This is a genomic window from Massilia paldalensis (assembly GCF_044901715.1).
Taxonomy (GTDB): Bacteria; Pseudomonadota; Gammaproteobacteria; order Burkholderiales; family Burkholderiaceae_D; genus Telluria; species Telluria paldalensis.
Window position 1 is genome coordinate 847445 of sequence record NZ_JBJCIU010000001.1, and the last position, 23144, is coordinate 870588.

General features: G+C 65.3%; 24 protein-coding genes. 20 read left to right on the top strand and 4 right to left on the bottom strand.

The window, feature by feature from the left end; translation table 11 throughout:
• Position 1 precedes the first annotated feature (1 nt).
• The 4 genes from crcB to ACI1V7_RS03885 all read left to right on the top strand — a co-directional run bounded on the left by crcB (position 2) and on the right by ACI1V7_RS03885 (position 4396).
• Complete coding sequence (gene crcB / locus ACI1V7_RS03870; protein ID WP_404531534.1) at positions 2 to 373, top strand: fluoride efflux transporter CrcB; 372 nt, start codon at positions 2 to 4, stop codon at positions 371 to 373.
• Positions 374 to 454: 81 nt separating this feature from the next.
• Positions 455 to 883, top strand: coding sequence for an inner membrane protein YiaA (gene yiaA, locus ACI1V7_RS03875; RefSeq protein ID WP_404530432.1), 429 nt, complete (start codon positions 455 to 457; stop codon positions 881 to 883).
• Between the two features lie 264 nt (positions 884 to 1147).
• Positions 1148 to 3760 carry an ATP-dependent chaperone ClpB gene (gene clpB / locus ACI1V7_RS03880; protein WP_404530433.1) on the top strand — a complete coding sequence of 871 codons (2613 nt, stop codon included), beginning with the start codon at positions 1148 to 1150 and terminating at the stop codon, positions 3758 to 3760.
• Between the two features lie 219 nt (positions 3761 to 3979).
• Entirely contained in the window at positions 3980 to 4396 is a 417-nt protein-coding gene (locus ACI1V7_RS03885; RefSeq protein WP_404530434.1) for a VOC family protein, read from the top strand.
• Here the strand turns inward: ACI1V7_RS03885 and ACI1V7_RS03890 are convergent.
• Entirely contained in the window at positions 4370 to 4834 is a 465-nt protein-coding gene (locus ACI1V7_RS03890; RefSeq protein ID WP_404530435.1) for a PEP-CTERM sorting domain-containing protein, read from the bottom strand. The genes ACI1V7_RS03885 and ACI1V7_RS03890 overlap by 27 nt on opposite strands.
• 451 nt (positions 4835 to 5285) lie before the next feature.
• Here ACI1V7_RS03890 and aceA point away from each other — a divergent pair, with 451 nt between their 5' ends.
• The 3 genes from aceA (at position 5286) to ACI1V7_RS03905 (ending at position 9496) form a co-directional block, all read left to right on the top strand.
• Positions 5286 to 6584: an isocitrate lyase gene (aceA, locus tag ACI1V7_RS03895; RefSeq protein ID WP_404530436.1), complete on the top strand. Its 1299-nt coding sequence runs from the start codon at positions 5286 to 5288 to the stop codon at positions 6582 to 6584.
• Between the two features lie 165 nt (positions 6585 to 6749).
• Positions 6750 to 8045, top strand: coding sequence for a 23S rRNA (adenine(2030)-N(6))-methyltransferase RlmJ (locus ACI1V7_RS03900; RefSeq protein ID WP_404530437.1), 1296 nt, complete (start codon positions 6750 to 6752; stop codon positions 8043 to 8045).
• A 176-nt stretch (positions 8046 to 8221) separates the two neighbouring features.
• Positions 8222 to 9496 carry an EAL and HDOD domain-containing protein gene (locus tag ACI1V7_RS03905; RefSeq protein ID WP_404530438.1) on the top strand — a complete coding sequence of 425 codons (1275 nt, stop codon included), beginning with the start codon at positions 8222 to 8224 and terminating at the stop codon, positions 9494 to 9496.
• Between the two features lie 221 nt (positions 9497 to 9717).
• On the opposite strand, the gene ACI1V7_RS03910 is transcribed toward ACI1V7_RS03905, so the two are convergent.
• Together ACI1V7_RS03910 and ACI1V7_RS03915 are read right to left on the bottom strand one after the other, a co-directional pair.
• On the bottom strand, positions 9718 to 10467 hold the full coding sequence (locus ACI1V7_RS03910) for an SAM-dependent methyltransferase (RefSeq protein WP_404530439.1): 750 nt from the start codon (positions 10465 to 10467) through the stop codon (positions 9718 to 9720).
• A gap of 31 nt (positions 10468 to 10498) precedes the next feature.
• Positions 10499 to 11131, bottom strand: coding sequence for a Maf-like protein (locus ACI1V7_RS03915; protein ID WP_404530440.1), 633 nt, complete (start codon positions 11129 to 11131; stop codon positions 10499 to 10501).
• Between the two features lie 170 nt (positions 11132 to 11301).
• On the opposite strand from ACI1V7_RS03915, the gene ACI1V7_RS03920 reads away from it, so the two are divergent.
• The 13 genes from ACI1V7_RS03920 (at position 11302) to ACI1V7_RS03980 (ending at position 21961) form a co-directional block, all read left to right on the top strand.
• Positions 11302 to 11799 carry a YceD family protein gene (locus tag ACI1V7_RS03920; RefSeq protein WP_404530441.1) on the top strand — a complete coding sequence of 166 codons (498 nt, stop codon included), beginning with the start codon at positions 11302 to 11304 and terminating at the stop codon, positions 11797 to 11799.
• A 200-nt stretch (positions 11800 to 11999) separates the two neighbouring features.
• Complete coding sequence (gene rpmF / locus ACI1V7_RS03925; RefSeq protein ID WP_005666806.1) at positions 12000 to 12182, top strand: 50S ribosomal protein L32; 183 nt, start codon at positions 12000 to 12002, stop codon at positions 12180 to 12182.
• Positions 12183 to 12390: 208 nt separating this feature from the next.
• Positions 12391 to 13431: a phosphate acyltransferase PlsX gene (gene plsX / locus ACI1V7_RS03930; RefSeq protein WP_404530442.1), complete on the top strand. Its 1041-nt coding sequence runs from the start codon at positions 12391 to 12393 to the stop codon at positions 13429 to 13431.
• A gap of 3 nt (positions 13432 to 13434) precedes the next feature.
• Positions 13435 to 14421, top strand: coding sequence for a beta-ketoacyl-ACP synthase III (locus ACI1V7_RS03935; RefSeq protein ID WP_404530443.1), 987 nt, complete (start codon positions 13435 to 13437; stop codon positions 14419 to 14421).
• A 73-nt stretch (positions 14422 to 14494) separates the two neighbouring features.
• Positions 14495 to 15445 carry an ACP S-malonyltransferase gene (fabD, locus tag ACI1V7_RS03940; protein WP_404530444.1) on the top strand — a complete coding sequence of 317 codons (951 nt, stop codon included), beginning with the start codon at positions 14495 to 14497 and terminating at the stop codon, positions 15443 to 15445.
• Between the two features lie 116 nt (positions 15446 to 15561).
• Positions 15562 to 16299 carry a 3-oxoacyl-ACP reductase FabG gene (fabG, locus tag ACI1V7_RS03945; RefSeq protein WP_404530445.1) on the top strand — a complete coding sequence of 246 codons (738 nt, stop codon included), beginning with the start codon at positions 15562 to 15564 and terminating at the stop codon, positions 16297 to 16299.
• A gap of 177 nt (positions 16300 to 16476) precedes the next feature.
• Positions 16477 to 16716, top strand: coding sequence for an acyl carrier protein (acpP, locus tag ACI1V7_RS03950; protein WP_036168404.1), 240 nt, complete (start codon positions 16477 to 16479; stop codon positions 16714 to 16716).
• 25 nt (positions 16717 to 16741) lie between these two features.
• A complete protein-coding gene (gene fabF / locus ACI1V7_RS03955) occupies positions 16742 to 17986 on the top strand; it encodes a beta-ketoacyl-ACP synthase II (protein WP_290411307.1) in 1245 nt (414 codons plus the stop codon).
• 134 nt (positions 17987 to 18120) lie between these two features.
• Positions 18121 to 18609: a protein YgfX gene (locus tag ACI1V7_RS03960; RefSeq protein WP_404530446.1), complete on the top strand. Its 489-nt coding sequence runs from the start codon at positions 18121 to 18123 to the stop codon at positions 18607 to 18609.
• 163 nt (positions 18610 to 18772) lie between these two features.
• On the top strand, positions 18773 to 19375 hold the full coding sequence (rpoE, locus tag ACI1V7_RS03965; protein ID WP_290411305.1) for an RNA polymerase sigma factor RpoE: 603 nt from the start codon (positions 18773 to 18775) through the stop codon (positions 19373 to 19375).
• Positions 19376 to 19505: 130 nt separating this feature from the next.
• Positions 19506 to 19799, top strand: coding sequence for a sigma-E factor negative regulatory protein (locus ACI1V7_RS03970; protein WP_404530447.1), 294 nt, complete (start codon positions 19506 to 19508; stop codon positions 19797 to 19799).
• 465 nt (positions 19800 to 20264) lie between these two features.
• Complete coding sequence (locus tag ACI1V7_RS03975) at positions 20265 to 21674, top strand: DegQ family serine endoprotease (protein WP_404530448.1); 1410 nt, start codon at positions 20265 to 20267, stop codon at positions 21672 to 21674.
• Positions 21671 to 21961 carry a glutaredoxin family protein gene (locus tag ACI1V7_RS03980; protein WP_404530449.1) on the top strand — a complete coding sequence of 97 codons (291 nt, stop codon included), beginning with the start codon at positions 21671 to 21673 and terminating at the stop codon, positions 21959 to 21961. The genes ACI1V7_RS03975 and ACI1V7_RS03980 overlap by 4 nt, the downstream gene beginning before the upstream one ends.
• 70 nt (positions 21962 to 22031) lie before the next feature.
• On the opposite strand, the gene ACI1V7_RS03985 is transcribed toward ACI1V7_RS03980, so the two are convergent.
• On the bottom strand, positions 22032 to 23021 hold the full coding sequence (locus ACI1V7_RS03985; protein WP_404530450.1) for a hypothetical protein: 990 nt from the start codon (positions 23019 to 23021) through the stop codon (positions 22032 to 22034).
• Between the last annotated feature and the right edge of the window lie 123 nt (positions 23022 to 23144).

Sequence of the window (23144 nt, forward strand, 5' to 3'; positions counted from 1 at the left end):
CCTGGCCTGGCTCGTGGTGGGCGTGGGCGCCGCCCTGGGCGCCTGGCTGCGCTGGGCGCTGTCCGTACTGTTCGCCCAGCTGCACCCTTATATCCAGCTCGGCACGCTGACCGTCAATCTCGCCGGCGGCTACCTGATCGGCCTCGCGCTCGGCTTCTTCGGCGACCACGCGGCGCTGAACCCGGCCTGGCGCCTGTTCGCCGTCACGGGCTTCCTGGGCGGCCTGACCACCTTTTCCAGCTTTTCCGGCGAGGCGATGGTGCTGCTCCAGCGCGGCGAGTACGGCTGGGCGCTGGCCCATTCCGGCCTGCACCTGATCGGCTCGATCGCATTCTGCATCGCGGGATTCGCTACCTGGCGTGCCATGGCCTGATACCGGCGCGTCCTTCGCTTGCGCGCAAGGTGCGGCTATTGCAATCTGGCAAAGTCTAATTTTCTTTGACCGGAGAACCGCATGAACCAGCACACTGCCACCCGTCCCAGCGCCGCCTTCGTCGGCGCGTCCTGGGCCTCCATGATCGCCGGCATGGCCGCCTTCCTGATCGGCCTGTGGAATGCCCAGATGCAGCTCAACGAGAAGGGCTATTACCTGACGATCCTGCTGTATGGCTGCTTTGCCGCCGTGTCGCTGCAGAAGACCTTGCGCGACCGCGCCGAGGGCCAGGCCGTCACGGGCATGTACCTGAACCTGTGCTGGATATCGCTGGCGGCGTCCGTCCTGCTGCTGGCCGTAGGCCTGTGGAATGCGGCCTTGCTGCCCAGCGAAAAAGGGTTCTACGGCATGGCCTTCGTCTTGACGCTGTTCGCCATCGTGGCCGTCCAGAAGAACGTGCGCGACCTGGCTGCCATTGCCGGCCGGGCGCCGCTTGCGCCCCAGGCTTGAGCCGGCGGGCACGGCAACACGCCATGGCCTGACCGTCCGGATCAGGCCGTTCCTAGTGCCCGGTTTGCCCGGGTGACCTGTCCAAACGGCGCGTTCGTGCGCCGCCATCGGCGCGTATGATGGTGTGCGTTCATGGGGATGCGACCTGTATGCGAACCGGCGGCAACACTTTGCTCATGGCAATTTCGTATCTTGAAAAGCCGATACGTCATCCTTAGATTGGTTCCATCCTGAATACCAACCTAACAAGCTAGGGGCAAACACATGCGGCAAGACAAATTGACGACCAAGCTCCAGGAAGCGCTCTCGGACGCCCAGAGCCTGGCCGTCGGCAATGAAAACCAGTACATCGAACCCGTCCACCTGCTCAGCGCCTTGCTGAGCCAGGACGACGGGAGCGCCCGCTCGCTGCTGCAGCGGGCCGGCGTCAATGTCGGTGGCCTGCAGAACGCCTTGAAGGGCGCGATCGAACGCTTGCCGAAAGTCTCGGGCAACGGCGGCGACGTGCAGGTGGGACGCGAACTCGTCTCCCTGCTGAACCTGGCCGACCGCGAGTCGCAGAAGCGCGGCGACCAGTTCCTGTCCAGCGAGATGGTGCTGCTTGCGCTGACCGAGGACAAGTCCGACGCGGGCCGCCTGGCACGCGAGCACGGCCTCACCCGGAAGGCGCTGGAATCGGCCATCTCGGCCGTGCGCGGCGGCGAATCCGTCAGCTCGCCGGATGCCGAAGGCCAGCGCGAGGCACTGAAGAAATACACGCTCGACCTGACGGAACGTGCCCGCCAGGGCAAGCTCGACCCCGTGATCGGCCGCGACGACGAGATCCGCCGCGCGATCCAGGTGCTGCAGCGTCGCAGCAAGAACAATCCCGTGCTGATCGGCGAACCGGGCGTGGGCAAGACGGCCATCGTCGAAGGCCTGGCCCAGCGCATCGTCAACAACGAGGTGCCGGATTCCCTGAAGGGCAAGCGCGTGCTGTCGCTCGACATGGCGGCCCTGCTGGCGGGCGCCAAGTTCCGCGGCGAGTTCGAGGAACGCCTGAAATCCGTGCTGAAGGAACTGGCGCAGGACGAAGGCCAGACCATCGTCTTCATCGACGAGATCCACACGATGGTCGGCGCCGGCAAGGCCGAAGGCGCGATGGACGCGGGCAATATGCTCAAGCCGGCGCTGGCGCGCGGCGAGCTGCACTGCGTCGGCGCGACCACCCTGGACGAGTACCGCAAGTACGTGGAGAAGGATGCCGCGCTGGAGCGCCGCTTCCAGAAGATCCTCGTCGACGAGCCGAGCGTGGAGGCGACCATCGCCATCCTGCGCGGCCTGCAGGAAAAGTACGAGCTGCACCACAAGGTGGAGATCACCGACCCGGCGATCATCGCCGCGGCCGAGCTGTCGCACCGCTACATCACGGACCGCTTCCTGCCGGACAAGGCGATCGACCTGATCGACGAGGCCGCGGCCAAGATCAAGATCGAGATCGACTCCAAGCCGGAAGTGATGGACCGCCTGGACCGCCGCCTGATCCAGCTGAAGATCGAGCGCGAAGCCGTGAAGAAGGAAACCGACGAAGCCTCGCAGCGCCGCCTGGAACTGCTCAACGAGGAGATCGCGCGGCTGGAACGCGAGTACAACGACTACGAGGAAATCCTCAAGGCCGAGAAGGCGAGCGTGCAGGGCACCACCCACATCAAGGAAGAGATCGAGCGCATCCGCCTGCAGATGGACGAAGCCAAGCGCCAGAGCAACTGGCAGCTCGTCTCGGAATTGCAGTACGGCCGCCTGCCGGAGCTGGAACGGCAGTTGAAGGAAGCGGAGGCGGCGGCCACGGCCGAGGAGGCCAGCGACAAGCCGCGCCTGCTGCGCACCCAGGTGGGCGCCGAGGAGATCGCGGAAGTGGTGTCGCGGGCGACCGGCATCCCGGTGGCGCGCATGATGCAGGGCGAGCGCGACAAGCTCCTGCACATCGAGGAAAAGCTGCATGAACGCGTGGTGGGCCAGGACGAGGCTATCGTCGCCGTGTCCGATGCGATCCGCCGTTCGCGCGCCGGCCTGGCCGATCCGAACCGTCCGTACGGCTCCTTCATGTTCCTGGGCCCGACGGGCGTGGGCAAGACCGAGCTGTGCAAGGCGCTGGCGAACTTCCTGTTCGATACGGAGGAATCCATGATCCGGATCGACATGAGCGAGTTCATGGAGAAGCATTCCGTGGCCCGCCTGATCGGCGCCCCGCCGGGCTATGTCGGCTACGAGGAGGGCGGCTACCTGACCGAAGCCGTGCGCCGCAAGCCGTACAGCGTGATCCTGCTCGACGAGATCGAGAAGGCGCACCCGGACGTGTTCAACGTGCTGCTGCAGGTGCTGGACGATGGCCGCATGACGGATGGCCAGGGCCGCACGGTGGACTTCAAGAACACCGTGATCGTGATGACCTCGAACCTGGGTTCGCACAAGATCCAGTCGATGGACAGCGACGAGCCGGAAGTCGTGAAACTGGCCGTGATGGCCGAGGTGCGCGGCCACTTCCGCCCCGAGTTCATCAACCGGATCGACGAGATCGTCGTGTTCCATGCGCTCGACGAGAAGAACATCGGCTCGATCGCCAAGATCCAGTTGCGCGCCCTCGAGCAGCGCCTGGAGAAGATGGAGATGCACCTGGCCCTGTCCGACGCCGCGCTGCAGAAGATCGCGGAAGCGGGCTTCGATCCGGTGTACGGCGCGCGTCCGCTCAAGCGCGCGATCCAGCAGCAGATCGAGAATCCGCTGTCGAAGGAAATCCTGGCGGGCCACTTCGGGCCCAAGGATACGATCCGCATCGATGTGCGGGGTGGACAGCTGGTGTTCGAGAAGGAAGCCGGCCTGGTCGACCTGATGAAGTGATGCCGTCGACGTCGTCCCTGCGCAGGCAGGGGCGACGTTTTTTCTTGCATCGGCAAGATGATCTGTTTAAGATCGATCCCGCTGTGATTCGACAGCCGTAAGCGTTTACGTCAACCAACGCCCATTGGACCATGCCGCACGTGCGGGCGAGTCCGGGGCGCTTGCGTTTCCGATCCGCTTGCATCGTGTGACATGCTCCATCCCCTACCGGAGCAATCAATGTCTTCCATCAATCACACGATGAAATTCAACCACATCAGTTTTCCTTCCCTCGACGTCGCGGCGACGGCGGGCTTCTTCGAACGCCACTTGGGCTGCAGCGTCACGCCCTTCGATACCAGCGCCGTCGTCAAGCGCCACGACGTCGACATCGTGATCGAGGATGCCACGGGCCACGCCGTCGATTGGCCGCACAATTTTCACATCGGCTTCGAACTGCCGACCGTGGGCGACGTCGCGCGCCTGCACGAGGAATTCAAGGAAGCGGGGGTGAGGATGAGGACGGGGCTGGTCAAGGCGGTGCGCGGCTCGCGTTTCTTTTGCGAGATTCCAGGCGGCGTGCTGGTCGAGATCAATACACGCGAGGACGCGGCCGCGCCGTACCGCGCATCATTTGGACTGGCGCCGGCGGCGTGACATCCTGGCGCCGATGCCGAGCAAGCCCAGGCCGCCGCACAGCAGCGAATAGGTCTGCGGTTCCGGCACGGAGCCGATGCCGGCCGGCTTGCCGTCGACGCCCGCGCGCACCGGCGCGGCAGCCGGGGAGGGCGTCGCCGCGGCGCGCGTGTCGGCGGCGGCGACCATGTCGGACGTGCCGGTCGCACCGGGTTCGATGCACGGCCCGTCCGTGCAGGCATCCGGGGCAGCGCCGGCCTGCGCGAGCAGGAGCTCGCCGGGCGCCGGCACCAGCGCGTCGGTGAATGCCGTGCCGCGGGCGGCGGCCGGCGCAATGGTGTCGCCTTCGGTGGCTTCTTGATCGGTTGCGGCCAGCGCACCGGTGCCGGCCGTTATCAGCATGGCCAGCAGTACTGCTTTCAGTCCCGCATTGCTCGTCATATGGGGCGGATGGCTCATGGGAATCTCCTGAACGGATGGGTCCGGCCCCTCGCGTCCTGCGAGCGGGCCGGATTTCAAACGGATGAGTCATGCGTGCTCAGCCTAAGGGGCTTTGCTGCACTGCTTCTGTTAAATGGCTAACACAGCATTCGTAACAGTCGTGTTACATGCGCTTGCCACTCCTTCGGCCATCGCCGCAACGCAGCATGCCTGCAAGGCACGTTTTTTCATATCGTGAAAAGCCCTTCGCAGATGTGAAAAGCACTTCCAGAGTCCTCTTGACTGTTTTCCCGGTTGAAGAAACTTGATGCCGCATCATGGAATGATGGCAGTAAGTGGTTGATTTTAAAAAGTATAAAAATACTCCTTTGTCTTATATAAGAGTGTGGTGCGCTGCCGCGAAACGCCTAAGATGTTCTCAACAGCCGCTTTTTACTCACACCCTTTCCACCATCATCGGGAGAACACCATGGCAACTCGTGAACAGCAAATCGCCGCCCTGCAGCAAGCATGGAACAATGAGCCGCGCTGGCAGGGCGTGGTCCGCAACTACAAGGCCGAGGACGTCGTGCGGCTGCGCGGTTCGGTCCAGATCGAACACACGCTGGCGCGCCGCGGCGCCGAAAAATTGTGGGACCTGGTCAACAACGAGCCTTATGTGAATGCACTGGGCGCGCTGACGGGCAACCAGGCCATGCAGCAGGTGAAGGCAGGGCTGAAGGCCATCTACCTGTCGGGCTGGCAGGTAGCGGGCGACGCCAACCTGGCCGGCGAAATGTATCCGGACCAGTCGCTGTATCCGGCCAACTCCGTGCCCATGGTCGTCAAGCGCATCAACAATACCTTCCAGCGCGCGGACCAGATCCAGTGGTCGGAAGGCAAGGACGACATCGACTACTTCGCCCCGATCGTGGCCGACGCGGAAGCGGGCTTCGGCGGCGTGCTGAACGCCTACGAGCTGATGAAGTCCATGATCGAGGCGGGTGCGGCCGGCGTCCACTTCGAGGACCAGCTGGCCTCCGTCAAGAAATGCGGCCACATGGGCGGCAAGGTGCTGGTGCCGACGCGCGAAGCCGTCGAGAAGCTGACGGCGGCGCGCCTGGCGGCCGACGTGATGGGCACGCCGACCCTGGTGATCGCCCGTACCGATGCGGAGGCGGCCGACCTGTTGACCTCGGACGTCGATCCCAACGACCAGCCGTTCTGCACGGGCGAGCGCACCGTGGAGGGCTTCTTCCGCGTCAAGCCGGGCGTCGAGCAGGCGATCTCGCGCGGCCTCGCATATGCGCCGTATGCCGACCTCGTGTGGTGCGAGACGGGCAAGCCGGACCTGGCCTTCGCCAAGCGTTTCGCCGAGGCGATCCACGCCAAATTCCCGGGCAAGATGCTGGCCTATAACTGCTCGCCCTCGTTTAACTGGAAGAAGAACCTGGACGACGCCACCATCGCCAAGTTCCAGAAGGAGCTGGGTGCGATGGGCTACAAGTTCCAGTTCATCACGCTGGCCGGCTTCCACGCGCTGAACTACAGCATGTTCAACCTGGCCCATGGCTATGCGCGCAGCGGCATGTCCGCCTTCGTCGAGATGCAGGAAGCGGAATTTGCCGCCGCCGACAAGGGCTTCACGGCCGTCAAGCACCAGCGCGAAGTGGGTACCGGCTACTTCGATGCCGTGACCCAGGCGATCCAGCAGGGCCAGAGCTCGACGACGGCGCTGCACGGTTCCACCGAGGACGAGCAGTTCTTCGACGAAAAGAAAGTGGCCTGAGGTTCCTCCAGGCTGTGGCGAGACGGCCAGCCGCAGCGCGCTCCGGCCCGCTGCGGCTTTTTATTGCCGGGGAATTCGTCGGAGGGCCTGTCTTGATGGGATAATTGCGGTTTCGCCGCCCCACGTTCTTCCCCGGGGCGGCATGCGATCACGATTGGAATCCCTATGTTCAGCTACCGCCACGCCTTCCACGCGGGTAACCACGCCGATGTCCTGAAGCACTTCATCCAGGTTCAGTTGCACCAATACATGAACCAGAAGGACGCCGCCTACACCTATATCGACACCCATTCCGGCGTCGGCGTGTATGCGCTGGACAGCGCCCAAGCCGTCAAGAGTGGCGAGTCCGAGGGCGGCATCGCGCGCCTGTGGGAGCGCGACGACCTGCCGCCGGCGCTGGCCGAGTACGTCGACCTGGTGCGCAAGATGAACCCCAGCGGGAAGCTGCGCTTCTATCCGGGCTCGCCCTACGTGGCCGAGCAGGTCGCGCGCCCCCAGGACCGCCTGCGCCTGTTCGAGCTGCACCCGGCCGACATCCGCCTGCTGGCCGACAACTTCCGCAAGCTGGAGGCGCACAAGGCCGAGCAGGGCGAGCGTGCGCGCGGCAAGCGCGTCATCGTCGAATACGCGGACGGCTTCCAGAGCCTGAAGGCGCTGCTGCCGCCGCCGTCGCGCCGCGCGCTGGTGCTGGTCGACCCGCCGTACGAGGTCAAGCTGGACTACAAGCACGTGCGCGATGCGCTGGACGATGCGCTGGGCCGCTTCCCGTCGGGCATGTACGCGGTCTGGTATCCGGTGCTGCAGCGCATGGAATCGCGCCAGTTCCCCGACCGCCTGAAGCGCTTGCCGGCCAAGGAATGGCTGCACGTGACGCTGACCGTGTCCACGCCGGGCCCGGACGGCACCGGCATGCACAGCAGCGGCATGTTCATCCTGAACCCGCCCTATACGCTGGAAGCGACGCTGCGCGAGACGCTGCCCTACCTGGTGAAGGTGCTGGGCGTGGACAAGGGCGCCACCTTCCGCATCGAGACGGGCACGCAGATCACGGGCGCCATGCCGGGCCTGGCCGGGGCGTCGGAGCGCAGCGGCGGCCGCCAGCCGGTCGGCAATGCGCGCCGCGCCAGCCCGCTGTCGGGCAAGGGCAGCCTGCGCCTGCCGGGCCAGGCCTTCGGCGACGGCCCGCGCGGCCGCGCGGCGGAAGGGCAGGAGGCAAAGGCGGAGGCGCCGCGGCGGCCAGGCCAGCGTCCCGCGGCAGACGGGCGTCCGGGGCAGGCGAGCAAGGCGCAGGGACGTACCGGCCAGGCGCGCCCTGGCCAGGCGCGCGAGTCCGAGGGCCGTCCGGCGCCTTCCGGTGCGCCTTCGGCTACGCGCCCTGGGGCACGCCCAGGAGCGCGTCCAGCGGCGGCGGGCGATGCGCCGCGCCGCCCGGCCAAGCGCAACGGTCCCGGCCGTCCCTGAACTCACTATGAATTTCTGGCATCGTTCCCCCCGCGTATCGGAGCGGGGGCGCTGAAACGATTTGATACGATGTCGAAATGTAAAGACTGCCCGTCTGTAGTATAGTCAGGCCCGAGTTCCGGCGAGTCCGGGCCGGGCGCGCATGGTGCGTGCCACGTCATTCCCAGGAGTTTTACATGCATGCGGTAGCAACGGCAGTTTCGTCCATGCCGTCCGATGAATTTTTTCTGGCACGTCAGCCGATACTCGGACGCGACCAGAAGCTGGTGGCGTTCGAGTTGTTGTTCCGCGCCGCCCCGGAACACGAGGACGCGCAACTGACCGATTATGCCGCCGCCACCGCCGCCGTGATATCCCATGCCTCGCAGCTGGGCATGAAACAGGTGGTCGGAGAGCAGGTCGCGTTCGTCAATGTGGACGAAGTGGTGTTGATGAGCGATTTCGTTCGATTCTTGCCTCCTAATAAGGTCATCCTCGAAATCCTCGAAACGGTGCGTCCCACCGAAGGCGTGCTGGCGCGCGTCAAGGAATTGAAAGAGCTTGGTTTCAAGTTCGCACTCGACGACGTTATAGGCCATTCCGAGCTGGTTAGCAAGCTGATCGACTTCGTCGACGTGATCAAGGTGGACTTGCAGGGCGTGAGCCATGACGAGCTGGCGGCGCTGACGCGCTCGCTGCGCAGCCCCGGCCGCAAGCTGCTTGCCGAAAAGGTCGAGACCGTCGAAGAGTTCCAGCTATGCCTGGAACTCGGCTTCGAATATTTCCAGGGATATTATTTCGCTCGCCCGGCCATCCTGTCGGGCAAGAAGATCACCCCCTCCGAGATGGTCCTGCTGCGCATGATCGAGCTGATCAATGCGAATGCCGACAACGCGGCGATCGAGGAAGCCGTCAAGCGCGACCCGCTGCTGAGCCTGAACCTGCTGCGCCTCGTGAACAGCCACCTGGGCGGCAGTGGCGGCGGCCGCATCGAATCGGTCTCGCAGGCGCTGGAGCAGCTCGGCCGCAGCCAGCTGCAGCGCTGGATCCAGATCCTGCTGTATAGCGGCCCGGACGGCAGCGTCGAGCTGAATTCGCCGCTGCTGCAGCTGGCGACGACGCGCGGCCGCCTGCTCGAACTGATGACGCTGACGCTGCGCCCGGGCGACACGGCCGGCGCCAATGCCGCGTTCACGGTCGGCATCATGTCGCTGATGGATGCGCTGTTCTCGCTGCCGATGGAAGAGATCCTGGCGCGCGTCGACGTCTCCCCCGAAGTGCGCGCCGCGCTGCTGCACCGCGAGGGCGACTACGGCGCCATGCTGGGCGTTGCCGAGGAACTCGAAGGCGCCCAATGCAACATCGCCTTGGCGGAAGCCCTCGACCGCCTGGGCCTGTCCGCCAAGCAAATCCGCGAAATCGAACTTGCCGCCTTCGGCTGGGTGCGCCAGCTGGGCGAAGAGATCCGCTGACCCACTCCCGACAATTCGAGGTCCGAGCGCAGCCAGCACCAAAATTCGGGGTCAGAGCACATTTCTTGGCAATTGCCCCCAGTCTTTTTCCAAAAACCGGGCTCTGACCCCGGCTCTGACCCCGGTTTGATGTTTGTCGAAGCCGACAGCCTGGCTTATGCGGAGGTGGTCCGGATCAATTGATCGAAAAAGTGCTCTGACCCCGAATTACTGACCCCGAATTACTGGGCCAGGAACAGGAACACGGTCGGTTTCTTGTGGAAGTCCGGGGTCTTGCCGCTGGCGAGTTGGGCTTTCCATTTGGCGGCCGTCAGCGTGCGCACGGATTCGGTCGGGAGCGACAGGTCCGTCGCGACGCAGACCAGGGTGCCGGGCTGGCAGGTGGCGACGAGGGCTTCCAGCATCGCGCCGTTGCGGTAGGGCGTTTCGATCAGCAATTGCGTCTGCTTTTCGCTGCGCGAGCGCTGCTCCAGCTGGACGATCCGCTTGCTGCGCTGGGCGGCGTCGGTCGGCAGGTAGCCGTTGAAGGCGAAGCTCTGGCCGTTCAGGCCGCTTGCCATGACGGCCAGCAGCAGCGACGACGGTCCCACCAGGGGACGGACGGCGATGCCGTGCTGGTGGGCCAGGCGCACCAGGTCGGCGCCCGGGTCGGCCACGGCCGGCACGCCCGCCTCCGAGACCAGGCCCGCGTCGCGGCCCTCCAGCAGCGGCGCCAGCAAGGCGGCCAGGGCCTGGGCCGGGGTGTTCACGTTCAGTTCGGCGATCTGGATTTCCTGCAGCGGGCGGGCCAGCGGGTGGTCGATGCCGACCAGTTTCAGGAAGGCGCGCGCCGTCTTGGCGTTTTCCGCGACGAAGTAATCGAGCTTGCTGGCGATGTCCTGCACCTGTTCGGGCAGGATGTGCGACAAGGCGTGCGGGGCCGCTTCGGTCGGGCCGAGCGTGTTCGGGATCAGATAAAGGGTTCCTGACATCGGGGTACCGGGCATAAATTCTAAAAATTGGTCAAGCAAAAAAGGCCACGCCGGCGCGGCGCAGCATGCCCGTCAGGGCGATCAGGGGCAGGCCAGTGAGGGCGGTCGGGTCGCTGCTGTCGATGCGTTCGAGCAGGGCGATGCCGAGGCCTTCGTTCTTGGCGCTGCCGGCGCAGTCGTAGGGCTGTTCGATGCGCAGGTAGGCATCCAGTTCGGCGTCCGGCAGGTCGCGGAAGTCGACGAAGACTTGCACGTTGTCGAGCTCGAAGCTGTCCGTGCGGCCGTCCCACAGGCACAGGGCGGTATGGAACACGACGCGGCGGCCGCGCATGGTCTGCAATTGCGCCAGGGCGCGCGCATGGTCGCCCGGCTTGCCAATCTGCGCGCCGTCCAGCGTGGCGACCTGGTCCGAACCGATCACGAGCGCGCCGGGATGCAGGCGGGCGATGGCTTGCGCCTTGTCGCGCGCCAGGCGCAGGGCCGTCGCCTCCGGTGCTTCGCCGGGCAGCGGGGTCTCGTCGACGTGCGGGGCGATCGCTTCGAAGGGAAGGCGCAGGCGGCCCAGCAATTCGCGCCGATAAGCCGAGCTGGAGGCAAGAATCAGGCGCAAAGGCGTGCCAGGCTGCGCGGAACTTGGTATGATGTCGGCCTGTCCAATATTCATAAGCAAAACAGATAGATAGCGGCAGCGATGTCCGTCGGCGGACGCTGTAGCGGGGCTGCGACCAGGCTGCAACCAGACTGCAACTGCGTCGCCCGAAAAAAGCACGGATTCTTTGACTGCCCGGGGATAAGCCTGTTATTATCGCAGGTTTTCCGGGGAAGTTTTTCCAAATGAGCGCTTTTGTCATCGACGCCTTCGAGTTTTGCCGGAATAATGGCCATCGTGAAGGCGTCACGCCGGTCGCGGAAATGCCCCGCCTGGCAGCCGATTGCGCGGATGCGTCCGGCACGATTTCCTGGTCCATCCAGGGCGGCCAGACCCGCCAGGGATATCCGATGATGACGCTGTCCGTCTCCGGGACCGTGCAGCTGGCATGCCAGCGCTGCCTGCAGCCGTTCGGCTACGAGCTCGATTCGTCGACCGTGCTGGTGCTCGGCAAGGACGACGAGGAAGCGGACGAGATCGAGGAAATCCTCGACGACGAGAGCATCGACGTGATCGTCGGCACCCATGCCATGGACATCCGCGAATTGCTGGAAGATGAAGCCCTGCTGGCGCTGCCGCAGGCACCGAAACACGAGGTGTGCCCCGATACCACGCTGGTGGACTCCATCAAGTCCGAGAAGGTATCGCCGTTCGCGGCACTGAAGAGCCTCAAGTCAGAATAAGCAGTACAAGATTTGTCGTGCAGGCGCCGTAACGCCTGCACTGCATCAACGACGTGTCAAACGCGTGCAACTCGAGTATGAAGGCTGCGTTCAACATGTCGGCAATAACGGCAATAAGTTATTGCCGCTGGGATACTCGATGCGCATGTCATTGCAAGTCGAATGTGTTAGAATTTTAGAACTTATGTTTAGGAGTCATCATGGCAGTTCAACAGAATAAGAAGTCCCCGTCGAAGCGCGGCATGCACCGTTCGCACGATTTCCTGACCGCCCCGAACCTGGCAGTCGAGCCGACCACCGGCGAAACCCACCTGCGTCACCACATCAGCCCGAACGGCTTCTACCGTGGTCGCAAAGTGCTCAAGACCAAGAACGACGAGTAATCGACGTCTTGCGTTTTGTTCCATGAAAGCGGTGCAACGTATGTCAAGTGCGTGGCGCCGCTTTTTATTTGGCATTTCCCGTGTCGCAGGCGCGCATGACGCCGCGAGCACCGTCATTTTCCATTCCGCCTACCCGGCCCGGCAGCATGCCGCGCGCCGCGGATACGCTACCGCCGGCCGACCGTGAGTCCGCGGTTCATTCCGACAAATGACAATTAAAATTTCCATCGACTGCATGGGCGGCGACCATGGTCCTTCGGTGACCATTCCGGCAGCCCTGGCATTCCTCAAGCACGAGCCCGAGGCCGAACTGATCCTCGTGGGCCTGGAAGACCAGGTCCGTGCTGAACTCAAGAAACATCACGCGGCCGACAATCCGCGCCTGTCCGTCAAGCATGCCGCCGACGTGGTGGCCATGGACGATCCCGTCGAAGTGGCGCTGCGCCGCAAGAAGGATTCGTCGATGCGCGTGGCGATCGAACTCGTCAAGGAGGGCAGCGCCGACGTGTGCGTCTCGGCCGGCAATACCGGCGCCCTGATGGCGATCTCGCGCTACGTGCTCAAGACCATGGCCGACGTCGACCGTCCCGCCATCTGCTCGATCCTGCCGAACCAGAAGGGCGGCCCGACCTATATGCTCGACCTGGGCGCGAACGTCGACTGCGAGCCGCACCACCTGCACCAGTTCGCCATCATGGGCGCCGTGCTGTTCGAGGCGATGGAACATCGCCGTCCCAGCATCGGCCTGCTCAACGTGGGCACCGAGGAAATCAAGGGCACCGAAGTCATCAAGGCGACGGCCAACCTGCTGCGCGCGGACCACGCGCGCGGCGTACTGAATTTCCACGGCAACGTCGAAGGCAACGACATCTTCAAGGGCACCGTCGACGTGGTCGTCTGCGATGGCTTCGTGGGCAACGTCACGCTCAAGGCCATCGAGGGCCTGTCGCGCTTCTTCAAGGCGACGCTGCTGGAAACGACGATGTCCAAGCTGGGCGCGCTGCTGGCCCGCAAATCGCTGAAGAAACTCAACCCGGAAAGCTATAACGGCGCCGGCCTGCTGGGCCTGAAAGGCCTGGTCTTCAAGAGCCATGGCGGCGCCAATGCGTATGCGTACGAATGGGCGATCCGCCGCGCTTTCGATGCGGCGAAATATAATGTGCAAGAGCAACTGTCGCATTTGATTGCGGAAATGCTCCCCAGTACACCTGACACGGAAGCGCCAGGCTCAACCATCAAGCAGGGTTAAGCAATGACTTTGTACAGCAAAATTATCGGCACCGGCAGCTACCTGCCCGCCAAGCGCGTCACGAACCACGATCTGGCGGCCGAGCTCGCCGCCAAGGGCATCGAGACCTCGGACGAGTGGATCGTGACCCGCAGCGGCATCTCCGCGCGCCACTATGCGGCGCCGGACGAGAACGCCTCCGACCTGGCCGTCAACGCGGCCCGCAAGGCGCTCGAGGCGGCCAGCCTGGCGCCGGAACAGATCGACATGGTGATCGTCGCCACGGCAAGCCCCGATTTCTTCGGCAGCTTCCCCAGCACCGCCTGCATCGTGCAGAACAAGCTGGGCATGCGTAACGGCAGCGCCGCCTTCGACATCGGCGCCGTCTGCAGCGGTTTCGTCTACGCCATGTCGACGGCCGACGCCTTCATCAAGGCCGGCAACGCGAAGAACGTGCTCGTGATCGGCACCGAAGTGTTCTCGCGCATCCTCGATTTCAGCGACCGCAGCACCTGCGTGCTGTTCGGCGACGGCGCCGGCGCCATCGTCCTGACCGCCTCGCAGGAGCCGGGCGTCCTGGCCACCAAGCTGCATGCGGATGGCAGCCATGGCGACATCCTGTGCGGCCCGGCGAATCCTTCGCACGCCGCGCTGTCGAACCAGAAATTCCTGTACATGGATGGCCCCGCCGTGTTCAAGCTGGCCGTGTCCGTGCTGGAAAAAGTGGCCAACGAGGCGCTCGACGCGGCTGGCATGCCGGCGTCCGAGATCGACTGGCTGATCCCGCACCAGGCCAACCTGCGCATCATGAGCGGTACGGCGAAAAAGCTCGGCTTGCCGCTGGAAAAGATGGTCGTGACCGTCGACGAGCACGGCAACACCTCGGCCGCCTCGATCCCGCTGGCGCTGGACGTCGCCGTGCGCGACGGCCGCATCAAGCCGGGCCAGAACGTCATGATGGAAGGCGTGGGCGGCGGTTTCACCTGGGGCGCCGTGCTGGTACGCATGTAAAACTGACCCGCCTGCGCGGGGACAATTTCCGGCAGCGCCGGGAGTGAGTAATAACAAGAAGGATTTCCTGAATATGAGCAAATTCGCATTCCTCTTCACGGGCCAGGGCGCGCAAGCCGTCGGCATGCTGAACGGCTTCGCCGGCAACCCGGTCGTCGAGGAGACCGTCGCCGAGGCATCGGACGCCCTGGGCCTGGACATCGGCAAGCTGATCGCCGAAGGCCCGAAGGAAGAGCTGGACCTGACCACCAACACGCAACCCGTGATGCTGACCGCGGCCGTGGCCGTGTACCGCGCCTGGATCGCCGCCGGCGGTCCCAAGCCGGCCGTCGTCGCCGGCCACAGCCTGGGCGAGTACTCGGCCCTGGTGGCCGCGGGCGTGATCGACTTCAAGGATGCCGTGCCGCTGGTGCGTTTCCGCGCGCAATCGATGCAGGATGCCGTGCCCGTCGGGCAGGGCGGCATGGCCGTGATCCTGGGCCTGCCGGCCGAGGACGTGATCGCCGTGTGCGCCGAAGCCGAAAAGGGAGCTTCAAATGCGGGTGACGTTGTCGAAGCCGTCAACTTCAACGAACCGACCCAGATCGTCATCGCCGGCCACACCGCCGCCGTCGAGCGCGCTTGCGAGATCGCCAAGGCCAAGGGCGCCAAGCGCGCCATGAAACTGGCCGTGTCGGCCCCGTTCCATTCGTCGCTGCTCAAGCCCGCGTCGGACCGCCTGCGCGACTATATGGCCGACCTGACCTTCCGTGCGCCGCAGATCGACTTGATCAACAACGTCGACGTGGCTATCCTGAACGATCCGGCCGCGATCAAGGACGCGCTGGTGCGCCAGGCTGCCGGACCGGTCCGCTGGGTCGAGACCATGCAGAAGATGGCGGCGGACGGCGTGACCTCGGTCATCGAGTGCGCGCCGAGCAAGACGCTGATCGGCATGGCCAAGCGCATCGATCCGGTGCTGGCCGGCGAGGCGCTGGTCGACCAGGCCGCGCTGGAGCGTGTGCTGGCGTCGGTCAACGGCTGAGAATCGTAGGGTGGGCGCGGCCGGCGTAGGCACCCGTGCCCACCATTTGCTTGCGGCACCTCGGCGCCCGGTGGGCACGTGGTGCCCACCCTACCGAGAATAGAAGAAGGAAACGCATGAACCTGCAAAACCAAGTTGCCCTCGTCACCGGCGCCTCGCGCGGCATCGGCAAGGCCATCGCCCTCGAACTGGCCCGCCAGGGCGCCAGGGTGGTCGGCACCGCCACCACCGAAAGCGGCGCCGCCGCCATCGGCGAATACCTCGCCGAGTTCGGCGGCAAGGGCATGGTGCTGAACGTCACCGACGCGGCCCAGTGCGCATCGGTCATCGACGCCATCACCAAGGACGTCGGCACCATCGGCATCCTCGTCAACAATGCCGGCATCACCCAGGATCAATTGGCGATGCGCATGAAGGACGAGGAGTGGGACAACGTGATCGCCACCAACCTGACCGCCGTCGGCCGCCTGTCGCGCGCCGTGCTGCGCGGCATGATGAAGGCCAAGGCGGGCCGCATCATCAACATCACCTCGGTGGTCGGCGCGGCCGGCAACCCGGGCCAGATGAACTACGCGGCCGCCAAGGCCGGCGTGGCCGGCATGACCCGTGCGCTGGCGCGCGAGATCGGCAGCCGCAACATCACCGTCAATTGCGTGGCGCCGGGCTTCATCGATACCGACATGACCAAGGCGCTGGGCGAAGGCCAGCACGAGGCGCTGCTGACGCAGATCCCGCTGGGCCGCCTGGGCCAGCCGGAAGACATCGCCCACGCCGTCGCCTTCCTGGCCGGCCCGCAGGCCGCCTACATCACGGGCAGCGAACTGCACGTCAACGGCGGCATGTACATGAACTAAGAAGAGACTGGAAGGAGCGACTTTGCCGGTGGTGGTTGGCTCCTTTCAAGTACAATTCTCAGCAGTTGGCAGTAGTTTGAAACGATTTAGCGTCAGACGCTGAAAATAGTTTTTCAACGCGCAAACCCTGATAAAATGCGCGCACTTTCCGCAACACATACCTAATGGAGCCATAACATGTCGGATATCGAACAACGCGTTAAAAAAATCGTCGCTGAGCAACTGGGTGTTGCCGAAGCTGACATCAAAATCGATTCCTCGTTCGTTGACGACCTCGGCGCAGACTCCCTGGACACCGTTGAACTGGTGATGGCACTGGAAGACGAATTCGAAATGGAGATCCCGGACGAGCAAGCCGAGAAGATCACCACCGTTCGTCAGGCCATCGAGTACGCCCAGGCGCACGTCAAGGCCTAAGCATTCAGGACTTCAGGAGAAACGCTTGAGTTCACGCAACCGTCGTGTCGTCGTTACCGGCCTGGGTTGCATCTCCCCGATCGGCAATACCATTGCCGACGCGTGGGAAGCAGCACTGGCGGGCAAGTCGGGCATTGCCAACATTACCAAGTTCGACGCATCGTCGTTTTCGACCCGCTTCGCGGGCGAAGTGAAGAACTTCAACGTCGAGGAATACCTGCCCGGCAAGGAAGGCCGCCACATGGATACGTTCATCCATTTCGGCATGGCCGCGGGTATCCAGGCGTTGCAGGATTCCGGCCTCGTCGTCACCGAGGAAAATGCCGACCGCATCGGCGTGATGGTGGGCTCGGGCATCGGCGGACTGCCGATGATCGAAGACACCAAGGCGGAGTACGACAGCCGCGGCCCGCGCCGCATCTCGCCGTTCTTCGTCCCGGCCTCGATCATCAACATGATCTCGGGTGACCTGTCGATCAAGTTCGGCCTGCGCGGCCCGAACCTGGCGATCGTCACCGCCTGCACCACCGGCCTGCATTGCATCGGTTCGGCTGCGCGCCTGATCGAATACGGCGACGCCGACGTGATGATCGCCGGCGGTGCGGAATCGACCGTGTCGCCGCTGGGCCTGGGCGGCTTCGCCTCGGCCCGCGCGCTGTCGGCCCGCAACGACGATCCGTCGACCGCCTCGCGTCCGTGGGACCGCGACCGCGACGGCTTCGTGCTGGGCGAGGGTGCCGGCGTGATGGTGCTCGAAGAGTACGAGCACGCCAAGGCGCGCGGCGCCAAGATCTATGCGGAAGTCGTCGGCTTCGGCATGAGCGCGGATGCCAACCACATCACCGCACCGCTCGAAGACGGCAGCGGCGCCTCGCGCTGCATGGTCTCGGCCATGCAATACGCCGGCATCAACCCCGACCAGGTGCAGTACGTGAACGCGCACGGCACTTCGACCCCGGTGGGCGACGTGGCGGAAGTGAAGGGCATCAAGCGCACCTTCGGCGACCACGCGAAGCACATCGTCGTCAATTCGACCAAGTCGATGACCGGCCACCTGCTGGGCGGCGCGGGCGGCCTGGAATCGGTGTTCACGGTGCTGGCGATCCACAACCAGGTCTCGCCGCCGACGATCAACATCTTCAACCAGGACCCCGAGTGCGACCTGGACTTCTGTGCCAACACGGCGCGTGACATGAAGATCGATTACGCGGTGAAGAACTCGTTCGGCTTCGGTGGTACCAACGGTACCCTCGTGTTCGCGAAAATCTAAGTTCCGACTTCAGCGTCGAACTTATTAGCGCCCATTCCTGTCAAAGGGAATGGGCGTTTGTCTTTTCAGACAGCTTGTCGGGCCCGGCTAACGTGCCCGCTGATGCGCCCGCCTTTCCACCAACCCGGTATCCCATGTCGATCGCCGTTTCCGCGCTCGTCAGGCCCTCGCGCGCCTTCCGCTGCGTACTCACGGGCGCCGCCCTGGCCCAGCTGGCCGCCGCCTGCGCCGTGGCGCACGCGAGCGCGCAGGTGCGCGCCGCGCCCCTTGTCGCGGCCGCGCTGCTGTTCGCCGCGGTGGTCCTGCTGGCGGCCGCGGCCCGCCGTCCTAAGACGCACCGGATTGATATTTCTGGAACCGGTGAACTACGCGTGACGGTACAACAGGTGCTGCATGCGCCGCCATGTAACGACATCCCGGCGGCCCGTCTGCTGCCCGGCTCGGTCGTGTGGCCGCTGCTGATGCTGCTGCGCTGGCACGTGCCGGGAACAGGCACCCGGCCGCGCACACATGTGCTGCACGTCTGGCGCGATAGCGTCGATGGCGAGAGCTGGCGCGCACTCGCCGTCGCGCTGGCGGCCATCGGACGGCGTGCGGAGACGGAATACGAGACACCACGATGAACTTATTGCAGCGGACTATTTTTCTTAACGAGAGCGCTTGACCAAGGCCCCAGGGCAAGGCCCATCGTCGACGACGGCACGCCGGTCCGGAACGACGATGCAGCGCCGCCATGGGGAGGCCGTCAAGCGCGCCAGGACGCCGCAGCCAACGGGGCAATGTTCAGTGACGACCGAACGCGAGTGTGATCAACTGCTGGTTGAGCGCGTCCAGGCTGGCGATCGCCGGGCGTTCGACCTGCTGGTGGCGAAATACCAGCGCCGCCTGATGCGGCTGGTATCGCGCCTCGTCCACGATCCGGCCGAGGCGGAAGACGTGGTGCAGGAGACCTTCATCAAGGCCTTCCGCGCGCTGCGCCACTTCCGTGGCGACTCGGCGTTCTACACCTGGTTGTATCGCATTGGTATCAACACGGCAAAAAACTTTCTCGTCACCCAGGGCAGGCGGGCTCCGACCTCGACCGAAGCCGACGCCGAACGTGCCGAAGGATTTGACGACGCGGACAGTCTGCGCGACATTAATACGCCAGAGTCCGTTTTAGCCAGCAAGCAGATCGCCTACACGGTGAATGCCGCCATGGAGGCGCTGCCGCTGGAGTTGAGGACAGCAATTGTCTTGCGTGAAATTGAAGGCTTGAGCTACGAGGAAATCTCCGAAGTGATGGCGTGTCCAATCGGTACGGTGCGAAGCAGGATATTCCGGGCGCGCGAAGTCATTGCCGACAAGTTGAGGCCCTTGCTCGACATCTCGGCTGACAAACGTCGGTAGGGGCCGTGGAAAGGCTCCAAGTAGCGATGATCGATACTGCAGACAAAGGAAGGCCCCCGACCCGGACCTGCATCGTGCAGCCACCAGCCGGCAGCGGCTTTCCGAAGGATCACTACCGACGGGCATACCGATGGATACGAACAAGAAAAACCGCGAACTCATCTCGGCGCTGATGGACGGGGCGCTGCCCGAGGCCGACATCGAACTGGCCATGGCTGCCCTGGGCACGCCGGCCGGCGACGAAGCCTGGCGGCGCAACTGCCTGATCGGCGACGCCTTGCGCGAACACGCGGGCCCCGAGCTGTCGCCCGGCTTTGCCGTGCGGCTGGCGGCGCGCCTGGCGGAGGAACCGCTGCCGGGCAAGCGCAACGGCGCCGTGGACGAGCCGGCCACCAGCGCCGCCGCGGTCGCCGGCCCGCGCTAGGCGCCGTCCGCTACCCGGCTGCGGCCGCGTCGCCGCCGGGTGGCCACGGTTGCCGGGCCACATTCGTCTGGCCAACGTCGTCTGGCCAACGTCGTCGGGCCAACGTCGTCGGGCCAACGTCGTCCGGCCAAATTAGTTGGGCCAACGTCATCGGGCCAAATTAGCCGGACCGTCTCGCCAGGGCCAGCGACCCGGGGCAGGCACGCGCGCTGCCGGGCGCCACGCGTGCGCCCGATCGTCCACCATGTGCTGGCGCATGTGCTCGCGCATTTTCTTGCGTTCCCGCGCCGTGCTTGCCCTGCCGGGCCCGCAATCCAGCCCATTTTTCCGCCAAGCCGTGCCAACGCGACAATATTGGCTTTTTGTCTTACCATTGGGGCACCAAGCCCTTCACCTGATGAGATTATGACAAGCAAAATTCGTAGCGCGATCCTGTCGGCACTCATGGTTGCCGGCGCAACGTCCATGGTTTCCCCGGTCCAGGCGGCCGCTCCCGTCGCCACGGCGACGGTGGCCGGCCTGCCGGACTTCGCCGACATGGTCGACAAGGTCGGCCCCGCCGTTGTCAACATCCGCACCACCGAGGTCGTGCGCCTGGGCGAGGACGGCGCCGGCGGCATGGGCGGCGACGAGGAGATGCAGGAATTCCTGCGCCGCTTCTTCGGCGGCCAGATGGCGCCGCGCGGACGGCGCGGCGGGCCGCAGCAGCAGCCGGAAGAGCGCGAAGTGCAGCGCGGCGTCGGCTCCGGCTTCATCATTTCCGACGACGGCTACGTGCTGACCAACGCCCACGTGGTCGAAGGCGCCGACGAAGTCATCGTCACGCTGACCGACCGGCGCGAATTCAAGGCCAAGGTGCTGGGCGCCGACCGCCGCACCGACGTCGCCGTGCTGAAGGTCGACGCCCGCAACCTGCCCAGCGTGCGCATCGGCGACTCCGACCGCATCCGCGCCGGCGAGTGGGTGATCGCGATCGGCTCGCCGTTCAACCTGGAGAACACGGTCACGGCCGGCATCATCTCCGCCAAGTCGCGCGATACCGGCGAGTATTTGCCGCTGATCCAGAGCGACGTCGCCGTGAATCCCGGTAACTCGGGCGGCCCCCTGATCAATATGCGCGGCGAGGTCATCGGCATCAACTCGCAGATCGCCACGCTGTCCGGCGCCTACAACGGCATTTCGTTCGCCGTGCCGATCGACGAAGTGATGCGCGTGTCGGACCAGATCAAGAAGACCGGCAAGGTCACGCGCGGCCGCATGGGCGTGCAGATCAGCGAAGTCACGCGCGACGTCGCCGAGGCGCTGGGCCTGGGCAAGGCGCGCGGCGCCGAGGTTGCGATGGTCGAGCCGGGCGGCCCGGCCGAGAAGGCCGGCGTCAAGGTCGGCGACGTGATCCTGAAGTTCAACGGCAAGGACATCGAGAAGAGCACCGACCTGCCGCGCCAGGTGGGCGGCACCCCGGTGGGTACCCGCGCCACCATCACCGTGTGGCGCCGCGGCGCCCAGGTGGAGCTGCCCGTGACGATCGAGGAACTGAAGGAAGAGCAGCCGGACAAGGGCAACGCCGCCAAGCAGAAGAAGCAATCGCCGGAACAGGCGCCGAACGCACTGGGCCTGCAGGTCTCCGACCTGTCGGCCGCGCAGAAGCGCGAACTCAAGGTCGAGGGCGGCGTGCTGGTCGAGGTGGTCGGCGGACGGGCGGCCACGGCCGGCATCCGCTCGGGCGACCTGATCCTGCAGATCAACAATGCCCCGGTCACCTCCGCGGCGCAGTTCAATGGCCTGGTCGGCAAGCTCGATCCGAAGAAATCGGTGGCCCTGCTGGTGCGCCGCGGTCCGGCAACGCAATACGTCGTGATCAAGCCGCGTCCGTGACGATCCGCTTGACCTTGTTCTCGCGCAGCTATTGCCACCTGTGCGAGGACATGGCCGCCGCCGTGCGTGCCTTCATGGCGCGTGCCGGCGTCGGCTACCGGCTCGACATCGTCGACGTGGATGCCGACCCGGCCCTCGTCGCCCGCTACGACGAGCTGGTGCCCGTGCTGGCGGCGGGCGCCGGCCAGGTCGAACTGTGCCACTACTTCCTCGACGAGGCGGCGCTCGCTGCCCACGTCTCCCACGCGACGGCCGGCGCGACGCCCGACCCTCGGACAGACGCCTGACCAGCGCCCGAATGCGTCCGCGGAAGCGGTGAGGGCGCGCGCAGGCTGTCGACCCGCCGCCGTCACGCCATCACGCCGCCACGCGCGCCAGTGCCTCGTTGGCCGCCACGACGACGGGCGTGTCCAGGCCCAGCATGCGTTCCATGAACGCGCGCTTGGCATTGCTCCTCGGGCTGGACCAGAAGCCCTCCAGCCAGGCTTGCGGCTCGCCGTCCAGGTCGATGCGCAGCGCATGCGGACGTCCCAGCATCTCGACGTGGACGTAGGTGGCGAAGCATTCGGCGAAATCGTCGTAGGGATTGGTGGCGCCGTACAGGCTGGCGAAGTCGGCCCCCTCCAGGCCGGCATAGGCGGTGACGATGGCGTCGCCGTGCAGCTGCCGCTTGCCGTAGAAGTCGACGGCGTCGCGCAGCGCGAAGTCGGACCGTGCCTGCGCTACGAAACGGCCGAAGGCGTCGGTCGTCCAGCTCAGCGCCAGGTAGGAGAACTCCCAGCTAAATTGCGTGTCCGGCATGGCCTCCCACCAGCGCGGCAGGAAGTTGCCGTCGGCCGTCAGCACGTGGCCGAATTCGTGCAGCAGCAGGAATTGCAGGGCGTTCGCGCGGGTGTCGTCGTGCGGCGCGGCGATCGTCGTGTCGAGCGCGAAGCCGGCGCCTTGCGCGAAGGGCAGGTTGTCCTTCCAGGTGGCCCAGGAATTGGCCGTGTGGCCGGCCATCATGTCGACGTCCAGCAGCACGACGCAGCCGAGGATGCGGCCGTCGCTGGCGTCGACGACGATGTCGGTGGCGCCCGACGAGCCCAGGCCGCGGCCCAGGCAGATGCCCAGCAGCAGCGGCGATATCAGGCCCAGCACGCCGGCGGGCATGCCGCGCAGCGCCTGGCGCAGGTCGGCGTGCAGCGCCGGCGCCGGCTCCACGGCCTCCGGCACCGCGTCCAGGCCCGTGGCCTCGTTCACCTGCAGCACGAAGTCGCGCACCTCGGCCGGCAGCGGCAGGATGCGCTCCTGGATCGGATACTGGTACAGGTCGGTCCAGGCTTGCGGGTCGCGGGTCAGGATCATGGCGGAGTCGGAGGCAAAGTCGGGCAGGGTGGGCCGCGTCGGTGCGGCGATACCTTCTTAACGGCTGAGCCCGCAAATACTTGACGGTGGGCAACCATGGTGTCGGCCGGGGCAGCCGCTCCG